Below are 16,041 nucleotides of genomic sequence, written 5' to 3'. Positions count from 1 at the left end.
TTTGGGATTTTGCAGCTTGAATTTTTAACTTAGTTTGGAAAAAGTAGGGGCTGATTGCAATACGCCCCTAATTTATCGTATCCGACAAAGATTCCAGAATTTAATGGCGGTTAATCCAAATACCTCTCATACCAGCGCTTCTAGCACCATGATAGTCATCTATAATACTATCGCCAATGTGCCATGCCTCCTCTGGGGAACAGTTATGGTTTTGCAAGGCGATATCAAAAATTTGCGGGTCTGGTTTAGCTGTACGGACTTGGGTAGAAATGGTAATAGATTGGAAATAGTCTTTTAGTCCCAAGCTTTGCAATACAGAGTACAGACGGGAATCGAAATTAGACAACACACCCAATTCAACTCCTAACCGTCGCCAGTTTACTAAAGCTAGAGGCACATCTGGATAAACAAACCAAGGTTCAGCAGTACCAAAGTGGATATAGAGTTCGCTAAAAAAAGCTGAAAAATCGGTAAATTCTTGGAGAACACCTGCACCTTCAAAGGTATTGAGGGCAATTACCCGCCACCAATCAAATTCTCGTTGGGGAATATCTTTAATATCTGTATCGAGAAATATGGGTGGTGGTGAGGCTTTGAAGCTTTTAAAAAATTGTTTATTCAAGGTTTCGGGGGAAACCACAACGCCAAAGTCTTGGGCTATTTGACTATAAATTATGCCTACACTGCCTTTGACACCAAAGAGTGTACCTACAGCATCTAAAAAAATAACTTTCGGTTTTTTCATAATTCCTAATGCCATTTACCCCTACACCAGCGTCATACAGGAATTTTACCTTTGAGAAGGTGTGATTTTTGGTCAAAACAGATTTGTTATTATTTTTAGTTTGCCATTGTCAGGTAATTTGATTCCAGAGTTTTGATGATTTTGGGCATGAGGAATTAGGAAACAGATAACAAAATCACAGTCTATCTGTCATCTGTTACCTTTTTACTGAGAAAGAGTTTCGATAATTGGACGCATTAGCCAGTTTAAGCCAACTTTGAGTTGATGATCTAAAGTTGGTAAACGATATAGATAAGCTAGACGACGGGCTACGTATGCGAGAGAACCATCTAGTTTAATACCTAGACCGGTGAGGGTGGCGTTGTCTATTCCTAATGCCATCATTTCTCCTAACTGTTGATAGCGGAAGGGAAGTAAAGGGCGATTTGTTAAGGATGCCCAGATGTTCCAAGCGGTATAATCAGCTTGTTGGAAGGCAACTTGCGCGGTTGCGGGGACTTGCTTTCCTTCGGCATCAATACAGTCTGCTAAGTCTCCTAAGGCGAAAATTTCTGGATGTTCTAGGGCTTGTAGGGTTGGGGTGGTGGTGATTTGTCCACGCTGGTTTTGCTTGAGGGGCAGGGTTTTTACGACTGGGGCGGATCTTGTACCTACTGTCCAAATTACCAAATCTACGGGAATTTCGTCTATTTGATTTTTATACTCTAGGGAGATGGTTTTTTCTCCAATTGATACTACTTTGGTTTCTAAATCTATGAAGATGCTTCTGGCTTCTAGGGCTTTTTTGGCGGCTTCGCGGTTAAATTCTGGGGAAGTTCGCAAAATTTGATCGCTGATTTCAATGAGGCGAAAACGTCCTTTTTTTCCAATTCTATCTGCGAGTTTACAAGCTAATTCTACGCCACTGTAACCAGCACCGACTATGGCAACACGAATTTTGTCGGTATCTAATTCTTCTAAGATTCTGAGGTTTTCTTCTAGGTGATAAGCATCTGTGATGGTGCGGAAGGGGTAAGCGTGGGTTGCTGCACCGGGAACTAGGTCTAGGGGGGTTTCGCCACCTAATGCTAGGACTAAGCGGTCATAGGAAATTCCTGGGCTATCTTGTAACTGTACCCTTTGTTTGTCGATGTCAATTTCGGAAACGGTTGCTTGATGAAAACGTACACCTGTGTTTTGTAAAAGTTCTTGGTATGGTGGGGCAATTTCCCAAGTTTGTAGTTCGCCGGTGAGGAGTTCGTAAAGGAAGGGGGAGAAGAGAAAGCGATCGCTCTGATCGACTAAAATAATCTCAGGTTTGGGTGTAGACTCCCACGGTAACTGGCTTAAACGCAGGGCGGTGTACAGTCCACCAAAGCCACCACCTAGTATACAAATTCTTGTAGTTGGTTCATTCATGGTTTTTATAAGCAGCTAAATCCCAGCAAGGCATTATAGTATTAGTGTAATGATTTATTGCGGTCTATTGCCATCAGCCAGCAATCCTGATATTTACCTTCATGCAAATCATGACCGGGTAATAGCTTAATCTTCACAAACCCACATTTTTCATAGCAGCGAATAGCACGGGGATTTTTGACGTTGGGATCAATGACAATTTTAACAGCTTCTAGTTCATTAAAAATATAGTCTCTCGCAGCTGAAAGCACTTTTGTCCCAATTCCCTGATTCCAATATTTAGTTTCACCTATAAATAAGTCAATTCCATACACCTGATTTGTATCTTCCAGAGAATACATTTGTTTAATGTGTTCTGGTAGATTATTAAGTGAATAATATTGTAAATAGCCAATGTCTATATTTTGATAAGAAAAAATACAGGGAATTAGAGGGTCTTTCCCCAAAATCCTTGGTTTATAAATGGCTATAACTTTTTCTAAAAAATAAGGATAATCTCGTCCCCCATAAAATTTTAATACTTCTTCATCTGTACGCCATTTTTCTATTAACAGATAGTCTTGTTTCTCATCTCGCATGGGACGAATTTGAATTTCGTCTTCGATCATCAGCATATTCAATATTTCTATAGAAAAAACGGTCTACGTAAATTATAAACCGTCGGCAATAAAATATTGATTTAAAAAAGTAAGAATTCAGGAGTCAGGAGTCAGGAGTCAGGAGAAAGAAGGAAGAAGAATATTTTTCTATTCCCTGTTCCCTCTCTCAACGCGTGAATTTAATTTTGTCTGACTACTTATATCAAACATTATGTATCCTGAATCTTTACTAAAAAACGATTAATTACCTCCAGACATTACTGCTTTATGATGTATGGCAGGATCTTCTGGTTTTCTATGCCAGTTACCTTCTCTGTCTGGTTCATATTCATTATGAACACTATTCCAAGCTACTTCTAAAGCACCGTCTTCACTCATGCCATTACTTTGAGAAGCATTGAAAGCAGCTACAAAAATCTGTTGTGCGTGTTCTGGTAGTCGTGATTGGATGTCTTGAGGTAATTCATCTATTTTGTTATAAGGCATAAACCTAACTCCGATGTTCTAAGTTGGGCTTATGTTAGTAATTTAGTGATGATTTTGCCTCATTCTAGAAGTAGATATTTATATTGTTAAACCCAGTTGCTGGTAGTGCTTAATTGCTGAAATTCCTGATGAATCTCTATTTTTTCCTGTCAATCTTTCTTGAACTAGAAACTTGGATGACTATACTTTAGATAGAGTTTTATGAGTAATACACAGAGTCTGTGGAATTAAAAATTAGATTACCAAGTTACACGTTCTTGCCATTTTTCTAAGGTTTTAGCACTAATGCCGGGTATTTTTTCTAAATCTTGTAAGGATGTAAATTTTTGTTTTTGACGGGCAATAATGATCCTTTGGGCTAATTTCTTACCTACTCCTGGCAGGGTTTCTAATTCTTGCTGGGTTGCTGTGTTGAGATTGACTGTTGTAGTTCCTAAGTTTTCCAGAGATGAAGGAGTTTGAATTTGAGGACAATTTTTTACTTGTGCATCAATTTTAGCTTGAATATTTGGTGGTAAACCTGGTTTAACTTTGGTGTAAAGACGGTCAAATTCACGTTGATAATGCTCTGCAACTGTGGGATTTTCAATTACTACTAAAGTTTCATCATTACCATTATTAGCAGCTTCTGACCAATTGTGTGAACCTGTAATTACGGTTTTGTTATCAATTACGGCAAATTTATGATGTAATAAATCGCCTTTGGCTAAAATTGGCACTCCAACTGTAGAAATAGAATTTTTCCAAGGACGGTTATCAAGTTCATATTTACAGTTATCACTTAAAGATAAACCCATCATATCTAAAGCTTCACTATAGGGACGATAGGCAAATTGGGGTTCAATTAAAGCACGAATTTCTACATTTTCTGCATGGCGCTTTTCTAGGATATTGGCAAGTTTTTGATCAGAAAATACAAATAATGCCATGTCAACAGATTTTGTGGCTGTATCTAATGTTTTAGCAATCAACCCATTGCTAGTGTTACTCCAAATTTCCCTTGAGGATGTAGGGGAAAAATGTACGGTAATTTTAGTATTAGTTAAAGTAATTTCTTTGGGTAAACGGACAAGCTTTTTAACTCCAAATTTACTATCTGGTTTTCCTCCTACCCCATCACCCCACATGATGTTAAACTCTTGGGTAAATAAGGTTGCTAATTCAGGACTATCAATTTTTAATAAATTATTGGTATTACCTAAACTAGTAAAATTTGTTAAATCCCCAGAAGTATCGCTAAAGGTAAAATTAGCTGAAGTAATCACGACAAAGCGATTATCGACAATTACAAATTTATGATGCATTAAACTGCTGCCATTAGAACCATCAGCGGTATCATCTATCCAAGGAATTTGAGCATTTTGGATAATTGCTAAGGCATCACGTTGATTAATTTCTGCTGGTGTGATTTGATGATCTTGGTTGATATCAACAAATTTACTAAATTCGTTATATCGTTCTTGTTGCCTTTTATCTAGTTTCTGTACTTCATTTGCTGTTAAACTACTCCAAGGACGAGAATAGTTATTTTCTAAAATTATCCTCACTTTCACTCCAGCTTTTTGTTTTTCTGCTAGTGCTTGGGCAATTTTAGGTAAACGCAATTCTTGTACTGCTACATCTATTGTAGATTTTGCTTGGGATATAACATCTACAATCTGTTTTTCTAAATCATCACCTAAGCGGGTTTGTTGTCGATAGGTTTCTCGATATTGGGAGGATTGAGAATGATTGAAGTAAACTTGAATTAAGGGATCTTGGGGTAATGGTGCTAAAAGCTGATTTGAGGACTGGACTTTTTGACAACCAATGAGGGTAAATAGTAATAAAAAGATATAAGATAAATATCTTGGGTGAGGGAAAATAGACACGGTAATCTGCTAAAAGTGAATTGAGGTTTAATGTATTTATTATTCACCAAAAGGTGTATGTCAAAGGTAATAATTCAGGAGTCAGGATTGATGTCTGGTTCTGAATAGAGATTTTGTAAATTATTGATCTGCAATCTGCTGTGTGTAGAAACCTGACTGCATCAAAAAAGCCAAAATTCTCTATACACATAAAAATACTCGCACTTGACAATTTCGGCAATATTTTACCAGTGTGTTATCTTATTCAACTATTGATTTTATGCAAATATATTTAGATTACAGTGCTACTACCCCTACTCGTCCAGAAGCGATCGCTAAAATGCAAGCAGTCTTAACTCAAGAATGGGGTAATCCTTCTAGTTTACACGAATGGGGCAACCGTGCAGCTTTGGTTGTGGAAACAGCGAGAATGCAAGTTGCAGGTTTAATTAACGCTGTCCCCGAATCAATTATTTTCACTTCTGGGGGAACAGAAGCAGACAACTTAGCAATTATGGGTATTGTGCGGAATTATGCGGTTCCCCAACATATAATTATTTCTAGCGTGGAACATTCGGCTATTTCTGAAACGGTACCAATGCTAAAAATGTGGGGTTGGAAAGTTACCCACTTGGGGGTAGATAGCAAAGGAAGAGTTAACCCCGAAGATTTAAAAGCAGCTTTGCGACGGAACACCGTTTTGGTATCTGTGATTTATGGACAAAGCGAAGTGGGGACTGTTCAACCTATTGAGGAATTGGGGAAAATCACCAAATTACATGGTGCTTTGTTCCATACAGACGCGGTTCAAGTTGCGGGACGTTTACCTTTAGATGTGGAAACGTTACCTGTTGATTTATTGAGTTTATCTAGCCATAAATTATATGGGCCTTTGGGTGCAGGTGCTTTATATGTGCGTCCAGGGGTGAATATCAGACCAGTCTTGGGTGGTGGTGGCCAGGAAAACGGACTGCGTTCGGGAACACAAGCGACACCAGCTATTGCAGGGTTTGGAGTGGCTGCGGAATTAGCGGCAAAAGAGTTAGAGACAGAAAGGGTAAGATTGATAGAATTGCGCGATCGCTTGTTCACTAATTTAGCAGATGTTCCCGGTTTAATTCCCACAGGTGACAAAATTAACCGTTTACCCCATCATGTCAGTTTTTCTCTAGAATATGCAGATGGTGAAAAACTCAGCGGTAAAACTTTGGTACGTCAGTTAAATTTAGCAGGAATTGGGATTAGTGCAGGTTCTGCTTGTCATAGTGGAAAATTAAGTCCCAGTCCGATTTTATTAGCAATGGGTTATTCTCAAACAGCAGCTTTGGGAGGAATTAGATTAACTTTAGGAAAACAGACAACAGCAGCAGATATTGATTGGACTGCGATGGTTTTGAAACAGGTTTTACAAAGACTAACACAGGATTTATACCCGTCTAAATCCCTGTTTTCTAGAAGAGATTAAAAAATATATTCAATATATTCAAAAATGTGTATGGTGCATTAGCGACAGCATAACGCACCATACACATTTCAACTTTACATTTTTCCGTGTGTCATCACTTGTTGTAGATGATGACGAATTTCTTGTGCTTCTGCAATTTCTGACTGACGCAATTTTTGGAACAGTTCTACACAAGGCTGAGAATTAGCTGCTTGTGCATCTTGGATATAACGTTCGTAAGCTTGCACCGCTTCGGCTTTATTGTGAAGTACGGTAATGAAATCGTACTCTAAATTACTAATTGGTAGTTGAGATTGCCCGTTACCAGTAGTCATAAATTTACCCTTTTTAAACTTTATAATTAATTTATACTCATTCTAAAATAGTCATTCATCTACCTAAAAGCTGAGGGAAAAGTATCAAGGCTGCTAGTGCAGCCTCAAGCATTTATAATTCCCACTTGCTACTTTTATGGCTTGGTTTATCTAGCCAGAGAATGATGTCTGTCGGCTTATTTATGCAGGAGGTTGGTTTTCGTCACAGGTTCGTGAATATCAAAATTCTAGTTCATTTTCCTGTTCCCTAGGTCCTTGATGCACGATTGGACAAAATTTTGTGTTAGCACTCATACAGTCCATGTGGGGCGTTTTGGCACACACTAATAGTAGTCCACCTAGAATAAGTAATAAACCACAAATTGCTGCTGTTTGTACTCCTGAAATATCTAGCGCACCGTGGACTACTACTTCGCGGAGTACAGAAACAATTGCTACTTCGACTGCTACACCAACAGAAATACTATGCTCTTGTAAGTAAACCATGAGTAGTCGAAATAATTCAACTAGAATTAACACAAATAGCATTTTGGATGTCAATTCTTTGTAGTCTAGCGACTGTGTGATGGCAATAAATATACCCCACAACTGTATCAACATAACAGCAAATAATGATAAACAGAGGACAATCACAATTAGGTCTTGGAAAGCCTCCATGTTACGAACTATTGAATGTCGATCTAGCCAGCGATCGCAAAATAGAAATCGACTCTTGAAGCGTTTTTGCATGACTATTTACATTCCAATGGGAGTTTAGACTACACCAGCCAGTTAACTCCATTTTCTTATTATTACTTAATACTCATGCTTTACGCCTCAGCGTGGTTTGTTATTTAAATTTTGTGCTTGTGTTAACAATTTTTCGGCATTTATTGCCCATTGGGAGTTATTCTGAGTTTTATACAAATCTCTGGCATATTGGAATACTTTTACAGCTTCTGTATATTGTTTTAATTGTATAAATACTAATCCTGCACCATAGTAGGGGTCTGCATAGTTGGAATTAATTTCGGCTGATTTTCTAAAAGCAGCTAATGCTTCGTTAAATTTGCCCTGATTAAACCAAATTGAGCCAAGATTATAATGAGCCTCTGCATATCTGGGATTTATGGCTATTGCTTTGCTAAAGGCTTCCTTTGCTAATTGAACTTTACCCTGTTGCAAATAAGACATCCCTAAATGATAGGCTGGTTCAGGGGAATTCTGACTATATGCGATCGCTTTTTGAAAAGATGCGATCGCACTCTCCCAGTCCTTTTGCAGTTCTTTCACCAATCCCAAGTTATAATGGGCAAAGCCCAGTTGCGGATCTAGCTGTAGCGCCCTTTGTAAATAATCAGCCGCTAACTGTAAATTATTCCCTTCTAACAACGCACCTCCTAAATTAGCAAAAGCCGGAGCAAATTGCGGATCTGCTTGCGTCGCTTGATAAAAAGCATCTGCTGCTGGTTGCAGTTGTCCCGCTTGTCGCAGTGCTAAACCTAAATTATAATGCGCCGGCGCTAACGTCGAATCTAGTTGAATTGCTTGACGAAAAGCGGTAATTGCATCTTGCATATTTCCCGCCTGAATCGCTTGTAAGCCTTGATTTAACAACTCTGTTGCTGCTGGGCGGTTAGAGGCTTGCGAAAGAATGTATTGTAGAGATGTTTGCTCAAATTCCTCTACATTATTGATAGGAAGATCAGACAATTTTGCATTGACAGAGGCACAATCAAAACCCAGTAGTAAAAAACAGGAAAATCCCCAAATTTGATATTTATTTACGAAATATTTCATGAATTTTCTCCAATTTCGGTTTAGCAATGCTAAATTCCTAACGCTTAATTATTATCGTTACAAAAATTTTAAATTCACAATAAAACTTAGTACTAATTAAATCTTCTTAAAGTAAATCTTACAACAAGCAACGATTTTATTATCTTCAGATGAAAAGGAGCATAATAAAAAATTAAAGCAGGAATAATTCTCCTGAACGAAAAATGAATTACTCCTGAAAAAAAACAAAATGCGGTTGAGGGAATCACCGTCAAGGAGGGTTTATGAACGAAAAAGTAAAATCCGGTTCGCGGAATGTAGCCATTGTTGGCCCTTATTTAAGCGGAAAAACCACTTTACTCGAAAGTTTGTTATTTGTCACCGGAGCGATTTCTCGCAAAGGTAACGTTAAAGATGGTAACACAGTCGGAGATAGCGCCAACGAAGCCCGCGACCGACGCATGAGTGTTGAAGTATCCGCAGCTAATACCGAATATGAAAATACCCGCTTCACATTTATAGACTGTCCCGGTTCAGTAGAATTTGCCCAAGAAACATATAATGCTTTAATGGGAGTCGATGCCGCAATAGTTATTTGCGAACCAATACGGGAACGTGTACTTACACTCGCACCATTATTTAAATTCCTTGATCATTGGGAAATTCCTCATATCGTTTTTGTGAATAAAATGGATAGGGCAAATATTCACGTTTTAGAAACATTACACGCCCTCAAAGCCGTTTCTAGTCGTCCTTTAGTTGCTCACCAATACCCCATTATGCAAGGGGAACAACTCACAGGATTTATTGATATGGTGACTGAACAAGCATATCAATATCATCCCGGCGCACCTGCTGATTCTATACCTTTTCCCGAAGAATTAAAAGTAGAAGAACATATAGCCAGAGCCGAAATGTTAGAAGCTTTGGCCAATTTTGATGATCATTTACTCGAAGAAATTTTAGAAGATATCGAACCTCCCCAAGAAGAAATTCTCAAAGATTTAAAATTTGAATTAAGTGCAGATTTAGTTGTACCAGTTTTCTTTGGTGTCGCAGAACAAGATTATGGTGTCAGACCTTTATTAGAAGCACTTTTGAGAGAAGCACCAGAACCAGAAATAACAATAGAACGACGTTTAGGAAAAATCAGCGATACTCCCTTAGCCCAAGTTCTCAAAACCTTCTATACTCCCCAAGGTGGTAAACTTTCCTTAGTGCGAGTTTGGCAAGGTACATTAACTGATGGTATTGTTTTAAATGGTGTTCGTGCTGGTGGTCTTTACCGTTTAATGGGACAACAACAACAGCAAATTAATCAAGCTGTTGCAGGTGAAATTATTGCTGTAAGTCGGTTGGAAGGAATTAAAACTGGAGATACAGTTTCTACCGATTCCCAAATGATGGACTTACCAAAAGCTGAACAATTAGAACCAGTTTTTGCACTAGCAATTACACCAGAGAAACGCAATGATGAAGTCAAACTTAGTGCTGCTATTACTAAGTTATTAGAAGAAGATCCGGCTTTAAATTGGGAACAGCATGGAGACACCCACGAAGTCATTCTTTGGGGACAAGGTGAAATACATTTGCAAGTTGCTTTAGATAGATTGCGTCGCAAATATAATTTGCCTATGTCTACTCATTTACCCCAAGTTCCTTACAAAGAAACTATTCGTAAATCTGTAAACTCAGTTCATGGACGTTATAAACATCAAAGCGGTGGACATGGACAATTTGGAGATGTTTTTCTGGATATTCAACCTTTAGCAAGAGGGGAAGGTTTCAATTTTAATGAAAAAATTGTCGGTGGTGTGGTTCCTAGACAGTACATTCCTGGTGTAGAAATGGGAGTGCGGGAATTTCTCACCCACGGGCCTTTGGGTTTTCCTATCGTAGATGTTGCAGTGACATTAACCAATGGTTCTTATCACAGCGTTGATAGTTCGGAACAGGCTTTTAAACAAGCTGCGCGTCTGGCAATGCAGACGGGGATACCCCAAGCCCAACCGACCCTGTTAGAGCCGATTTTAAAGGTAGATGTGACTACTCCCAATGAGTTTACCTCTAAGGTTTTGCAGCTTTTGAGTGGTAGACGGGGACAGATTTTGGGTTATGAAGGTAGACATGATTGGCCTGGTTGGGATAACGTGGCTGCATATTTACCCCAAGCGGAAATGCAGAATTTTATTGTAGAATTGCGATCGCTCACATTAGGCGTTGGTTCTTTCCATTGGCAACAAGATCATCTCCAAGAAGTCCCAGAAAAACTGGCTGAACGCATTCTCACTAATGGTAATAATAACGGGAATGGTAACGGTAAATAGTTAAACCTCGTTCCCAGTCTCTGACTGGGAATGCTATCAGGAAGGTTCTACCTTCCGTTTTTTTGTCTCACGCAAAGGCGCAAAGACGCAAAGAAAGAAGATAAAGAAAGATCAATGTTGTTTTGGTAAATAATCTTGATTTAAACATTCATCTGTAGTAAACGGAGAATCTACAGGAAAAATATCAAGTGATAAACCAGTTTCTAATGAAGCTTGTTTTCTAGCATCTTGATAACATTCGTTAAATACCTCAGAAAAGTATTTTTTTAAACTTGGACTTTCGGTTAATTCTTCTTTCAATCTACGTCTATGTTCAAACGCTTACTTTAGGCGTTGGTTCTTTCCATTGGGAACAAGATCATCTCCAAGAAGTCCCAGAAAAACTGGCTGAACGCATTCTCACTAATGGTAATAATAACGGAAATGGTAACAGTAAATAGTTAAACCTCCTGCCTCGTTCCCAGTCTCTGACTGGGAATGCTATCAGGAAGGTTCTACCTTCCGTTTTTTTGTCTCACGCAAAGGCGCAAAGATGCAAAGAAAGAAGATAAAGAAAGATCAATGTTGTTTTGGTAAATAATCTTGATTTAAACTTTCATCTTTATTTGCCGCGTATCGGAAAATAAATTAATAAAAATGAAATAATGCCTAATGCCGTTCCAACAGCACTTATACTTTGTGTGACTACACTATTAGTCCCAAGCATCAAATTTGCTGCTAGTGTCAAGGCTACAAATAACACTAATTTTAAGCACCTATTGATGACCAAACCTTAAACCCAAGATTATACTTGTGTGTTAAGTATATATAACATCTTAACAACACAGGATAATCTTATGGGCTTTATATTCTCCCTCCTCACCAGTCTCATAGCAAGTCTCATATATCTCCAAACAGGCAAAATCACCAGCGCCAAGACTCAGATTGCAATACGCGGAATTACCATATTGATTGGTAGTATTGCCTTACTGGCTTCAATTTCCAGACTTTTGGTGATTGTTCCACCGGGAAATGTCGGCATTGTCAACTTCTTTGGTAAAGTTTCTGATAATACCCTTGATTCCGGTGTCCACTTAGTTAACCCTTTTACTAAAGTTTTGAATTTTTCTACTCGTCTTAAAGATATCAAGGAAAACATAGACACAACATCTCAAGAAGGTTTGAGTTTAAATATTGATGTTAGTCTTCAATATAGACTTGACCCCCAGAAAGCAGCGATAGTATATAAAACAATTGGAACTGACGAAAAAGAATTGATTATTTCCAGATTTCGCTCTACAGTCCGTGGTATCACAGCAAATTATCCAGCTAGTGCAATTTACTCAACACAACGCCAAGAAATAGTTCAAAAAATTGATCAACAACTCACCCCCCAGATAACATCTTTAGGTTTTATTGTTGACCAAGCACTTTTGAGAAATATCAAAATGCCGGATACTCTGCAAACAGCAATTCAAGAAAAACTCAAAGCAGAACAACAAAATGAGCAAATGAAATTTGTCTTAGAAAAAGAGCGTCAAGAAGCTGAAAGGAAACGTATTGAAGCCAAAGGTGTAGCTGATTCTCAAAAAATTATTGCTGGTGGACTCACCAATCAAATTCTGCAATTACGCGCAATTGAAGCTACAGAAAAACTTGCTCAATCTAATAATTCTAAAATTGTCGTTCTTGGTTCAGAAAAGGGGGGAATGCCTATTTTAATCCAGCCAGATTCAGGAACAACAAAACCATAAATCTTTTCAGATTTCTGCGTTTGTGCGCGAAACTTAATTAATATTAATCATCATTACCGAAAGTCACACAAGGACTGTCAATTTCTACCGCTGGAGTAAAGGAATTACAGAAAATGATAGTAGCGCAATTAACCCCAAATTCATCAGGGTGAGTGCATTCCGTCTGCATAAAAAAAGCACAGTCTTTACAAATACTCTGACATGACATTGGTTGTGAATGAATGGAGTCTGGCATCAATCAAAATCCTGAAGGAAAGGAAAGATAAAACCCACTACTTTGTGTGTTCTGTAGTGGGTGATAGCAGTAACAAACAATGTCGTTCCTATCATCTGTTATTTATGTAACCAATTCAATTGATTAATGTAATAATTGCATTATTATCTTGCATTTATAGTAAGTCAACTACAAATCAAAATTTTCAGATGACTGAACAAAATACACAAACTTGGTATCCTGTCAAGCACAAATCTGAAAAATGTGAAATAGTCCCCAGCCCACAATTTGAAGACAATAACCAAGAAATAATCGAAAAATGGGGGCCTTTTAATTCAGAAGAAGAATCTCTGTCCCGGCGTGTAGGATTAATTAGGGCTGGAAAATGCCAACCCGTTTAATTTTAGATTTCTTTGAGATTTGAGATTTTGGATTTAATTATTTTTTGTTGTCGTAGTATTTTGAGCAGCTTTTTTACCCAAAATTTCCACCGCTTTGGCAAATTGAGGATCTTCTAAAGTAGCTAATTTATCCCGTTCCCGTAACCATAAATTTTCTTTTTGGGCATCGGTCAAATCTACTACTATATCTGGATCAATACCATGCTTGTTAATATCTTTACCGCTAGGGGTGTGATATTTAGCAATTGTTACTGCTAATCCTGAACCATCTTCTAAAGGCCGCACAGACTGCACTAAACCCTTACCAAAGGTTTGCGAACCTACAATAACAGCACGTTTATTATCCTGCAACGCACCTGAAAGAATTTCACTGGCACTAGCCGAACCTTTATCTACCAAAACCACCAACGGTTTAGTTGTCAAAGCACGTCCCCTAGCTATTTCCCGTTCTTGCTCACCTTGACGGTCAATAGTAGAAACAATTATTCCCCTATCTAACCACATTCGGGCAATGTCTACACTGGAGAACAATAAACCGCCAGGGTTGCCACGGAGGTCTAAAACGTAACCAGATACTTTTTTAGCTTCTAGCTTAGAAATCGCCTCTTTCATTTCCTTACCAGCATTGGCACTGAATTGATTCAGGCGAATGTAGCCAAGATTGCCAGCGGGGGTTGCCTTCTCAGAAAACTTAACTGGATGAATTTCAATTCGCGCTCGTGTGATATTAAACTGTTTTTTCTGTCCATTACGCTGAATTGTTAGCCTAACGGGCTTTCCTGGTTCACCACGAATCAAGGATACAGCCTGGTTAGTATCCATTCCTTTAGTACTTTTGCCATCAATTTCCAGAATCAAATCTTTAGCCAGAATCCCTGCTTTGAAAGCAGGTGTGTCTTCAATTGGGGCAATCACAACCAATTGTTTAGTTTTTTCGTCTTGGCTGATAGTAATACCAATACCTGTGAGTTCTCCAGAAGTATCAACTTGCATACTCTTGAACTCTTCTGGGTTCATAAACCGGGTGTAAGGGTCTTCTAGCTTTTTAAGCATTTCCCGGATGGACTTATAAGCTTCCTCTTGATTAGTGTAGGACTTGCTTAAATATTCCTTACGAACAGCCTGCCAATCTACCTGATTAAAAGTGCCGTCTACATATTGGCGATGAACAATCTGCCAAACTTCATCTATCAATTCCTTGGGACTTGCTTTAAATAAAGCCTGACCACGAGAATGAATACCAAGACCAGTAACCGCAATTGTAGAAAGCGTCACTGCCGTAGCACCTAAAACAAGCCTACTCTTTGTAATCACCATAATGACAGCTGTGTCAGAGGGAAAATTTATAGTCAGTATGCCCAATCTAACACAGGGATTGATAATTGGTGATTGCTGATTGGTAATGGGTGATGGGTAATGGTGATTATCCCCAGATCCCCATCTCATCAGTCCCTTTAAGGCTCAACCCAACGTCCATCTGCTTTAATGAGGTTGATTAACTCTTCTACACCTTGGGCTTCTGGGACTTTTTTAATTTCTTCTCTGCCTCGATATAAAGAAATGTAACCGGGAGTTTTGCCGACATAACCATAGTCAGCATCTGCCATTTCTCCAGGGCCATTGACAATACAACCCATTACGGCAATGTCTAAACCTGTTAAATGTTTGGTGGCTTCTCTGACTGTATGTAGCACTTCTTCTAGGTTAAATAAAGTCCGTCCACAAGAGGGACAAGCGACATATTCAACCATTGTTTTCCGCAAACCTAAAGCTTGCAAAATGCTGTAACAGACAGGAATTTCTTTTTCAGGTGCTTCTGTTAAGGAAACACGAATTGTATCACCGATACCATCAGCTAATAGTGTGGCAATGCCAGCGGTAGATTTAATTCTGCCATATTCCCCGTCACCGGCTTCTGTTACGCCCAGATGTAGGGGATAATCCATTCCCAAATCATCCATGCGCTTGGCCATTAAGCGGTAAGCAGCTACCATCACAGGCACCCGTGAGGCTTTCATGGAAATTACCAAGTTGTGAAAGTCCAAAGATTCACAAATGCGAATAAATTCTATGGCTGATTCCACCATGCCTTCTGGGGTGTCACCGTAGGTAAATAGCATTCTTTCGGCTAGAGAACCGTGATTTACGCCAATTCGCATTGATTTACCTTGATCTCGTAAGGAAATTACGAGAGGTGCTAAGGTTTCACGGATTTTTTCGCCAATTTCGTCAAATTCGTTTTTAGTATATTCGGTGCGGGTAGTATTTGGCTTTTCAAATACATATAACCCTGGATTAATTCGCACTTTTTCGATATGTTTGGCGACTTCCAAGGCTATTTTCATACCGTTGTGATGTACGTCGGCAACAATTGGCACATCACGGTAAGTTTTAATTAATTTCTGTTTAATTTCCGCCAACGCTTTCGCGTGTCCGAGGCTGGGTACTGTGACGCGGACAATTTCGCAGCCTATTTCATGGAGACGACGAATACCAGCAACGGAACCGTCAATATCCAGGGTGTCTTCATTAATCATGGATTGCACCACGACGGGGTAGCCTCCCCCAATGGTGACATCTCCTACTTTGACAGGACGGGTTTTGCGGCGTTTGATGGTTGTATCAAAGGCGGGTTCAGTGGCTGTAGTGTTGATAGTTTCTAGAGTTGGCAGAGTTTGCATAATCTAAACAGGTAGATTGTCTGTAGTTAAAATATCAAATTGCAAGGGGTTCTGCTTCTCAGATTGCCAC

General features: G+C 38.9%; 15 protein-coding genes. 4 read left to right on the top strand and 11 right to left on the bottom strand.

Annotated features, from left to right (window positions below; genetic code table 11):
* Positions 1 to 100 precede the first annotated feature (100 nt).
* The 5 genes from AC012T_RS13110 to AC012T_RS13090 all read right to left on the bottom strand — a co-directional run bounded on the left by AC012T_RS13110 (position 101) and on the right by AC012T_RS13090 (position 5,099).
* Positions 101 to 745 carry an HAD-IA family hydrolase gene (locus AC012T_RS13110; protein WP_487066366.1) on the bottom strand — a complete coding sequence of 215 codons (645 nt, stop codon included), beginning with the start codon at positions 743 to 745 and terminating at the stop codon, positions 101 to 103.
* Between the two features lie 204 nt (positions 746 to 949).
* A complete protein-coding gene (locus tag AC012T_RS13105; RefSeq protein WP_487066364.1) occupies positions 950 to 2,143 on the bottom strand; it encodes an NAD(P)/FAD-dependent oxidoreductase in 1,194 nt (397 codons plus the stop codon).
* Between the two features lie 41 nt (positions 2,144 to 2,184).
* Positions 2,185 to 2,757 (bottom strand): GNAT family N-acetyltransferase, encoded by a 573-nt coding sequence (locus AC012T_RS13100; RefSeq protein ID WP_487066362.1) that lies wholly within the window; start codon positions 2,755 to 2,757, stop codon positions 2,185 to 2,187.
* A gap of 225 nt (positions 2,758 to 2,982) precedes the next feature.
* On the bottom strand, positions 2,983 to 3,228 hold the full coding sequence (locus AC012T_RS13095) for a ChaB family protein (RefSeq protein ID WP_487066360.1): 246 nt from the start codon (positions 3,226 to 3,228) through the stop codon (positions 2,983 to 2,985).
* A 239-nt stretch (positions 3,229 to 3,467) separates the two neighbouring features.
* Positions 3,468 to 5,099 carry a DUF655 domain-containing protein gene (locus AC012T_RS13090; protein WP_487066358.1) on the bottom strand — a complete coding sequence of 544 codons (1,632 nt, stop codon included), beginning with the start codon at positions 5,097 to 5,099 and terminating at the stop codon, positions 3,468 to 3,470.
* Positions 5,100 to 5,358: 259 nt separating this feature from the next.
* On the opposite strand from AC012T_RS13090, the gene AC012T_RS13085 reads away from it, so the two are divergent.
* Positions 5,359 to 6,543 carry a cysteine desulfurase family protein gene (locus tag AC012T_RS13085; protein WP_487066356.1) on the top strand — a complete coding sequence of 395 codons (1,185 nt, stop codon included), beginning with the start codon at positions 5,359 to 5,361 and terminating at the stop codon, positions 6,541 to 6,543.
* Between the two features lie 74 nt (positions 6,544 to 6,617).
* On the opposite strand, the gene AC012T_RS13080 is transcribed toward AC012T_RS13085, so the two are convergent.
* The 3 genes from AC012T_RS13080 to AC012T_RS13070 all read right to left on the bottom strand — a co-directional run bounded on the left by AC012T_RS13080 (position 6,618) and on the right by AC012T_RS13070 (position 8,636).
* Entirely contained in the window at positions 6,618 to 6,857 is a 240-nt protein-coding gene (locus AC012T_RS13080; protein ID WP_487066354.1) for a hypothetical protein, read from the bottom strand.
* A gap of 219 nt (positions 6,858 to 7,076) precedes the next feature.
* Positions 7,077 to 7,586, bottom strand: coding sequence for a phosphate-starvation-inducible PsiE family protein (locus tag AC012T_RS13075; RefSeq protein ID WP_487066352.1), 510 nt, complete (start codon positions 7,584 to 7,586; stop codon positions 7,077 to 7,079).
* A gap of 87 nt (positions 7,587 to 7,673) precedes the next feature.
* Complete coding sequence (locus AC012T_RS13070; RefSeq protein WP_487066350.1) at positions 7,674 to 8,636, bottom strand: tetratricopeptide repeat protein; 963 nt, start codon at positions 8,634 to 8,636, stop codon at positions 7,674 to 7,676.
* Between the two features lie 263 nt (positions 8,637 to 8,899).
* Between AC012T_RS13070 and AC012T_RS13065 the strand changes: the two genes are divergently transcribed.
* Positions 8,900 to 10,942, top strand: coding sequence for an elongation factor G (locus AC012T_RS13065; RefSeq protein ID WP_487066348.1), 2,043 nt, complete (start codon positions 8,900 to 8,902; stop codon positions 10,940 to 10,942).
* A 111-nt stretch (positions 10,943 to 11,053) separates the two neighbouring features.
* On the opposite strand, the gene AC012T_RS13060 is transcribed toward AC012T_RS13065, so the two are convergent.
* Entirely contained in the window at positions 11,054 to 11,242 is a 189-nt protein-coding gene (locus tag AC012T_RS13060) for a DUF29 family protein (protein ID WP_487066346.1), read from the bottom strand.
* 536 nt (positions 11,243 to 11,778) lie between these two features.
* Between AC012T_RS13060 and AC012T_RS13055 the strand changes: the two genes are divergently transcribed.
* Both AC012T_RS13055 and AC012T_RS13050 read left to right on the top strand, forming a co-directional pair.
* Positions 11,779 to 12,675 carry a prohibitin family protein gene (locus AC012T_RS13055; RefSeq protein ID WP_487066344.1) on the top strand — a complete coding sequence of 299 codons (897 nt, stop codon included), beginning with the start codon at positions 11,779 to 11,781 and terminating at the stop codon, positions 12,673 to 12,675.
* Positions 12,676 to 13,098: 423 nt separating this feature from the next.
* Complete coding sequence (locus tag AC012T_RS13050) at positions 13,099 to 13,290, top strand: DDE transposase family protein (protein ID WP_487066342.1); 192 nt, start codon at positions 13,099 to 13,101, stop codon at positions 13,288 to 13,290.
* Positions 13,291 to 13,323: 33 nt separating this feature from the next.
* Here the strand turns inward: AC012T_RS13050 and ctpC are convergent, their stop codons facing one another.
* Together ctpC and ispG are read right to left on the bottom strand one after the other, a co-directional pair.
* Complete coding sequence (gene ctpC, locus AC012T_RS13045) at positions 13,324 to 14,607, bottom strand: carboxyl-terminal processing protease CtpC (RefSeq protein ID WP_487066575.1); 1,284 nt, start codon at positions 14,605 to 14,607, stop codon at positions 13,324 to 13,326.
* A gap of 137 nt (positions 14,608 to 14,744) precedes the next feature.
* The gene (gene ispG / locus AC012T_RS13040) at positions 14,745 to 15,971 is read right to left on the bottom strand and encodes a (E)-4-hydroxy-3-methylbut-2-enyl-diphosphate synthase (RefSeq protein ID WP_487066340.1); all 1,227 of its coding nucleotides are present in this window, start codon (positions 15,969 to 15,971) and stop codon (positions 14,745 to 14,747) included.
* Positions 15,972 to 16,041 lie beyond the last annotated feature (70 nt).

The organism is Anabaena sp. EIM26 (assembly GCF_057568715.1).
Note: the sequence above shows the minus strand (reverse complement) of the source record. Positions and strands in the feature narration are given on the sequence as shown.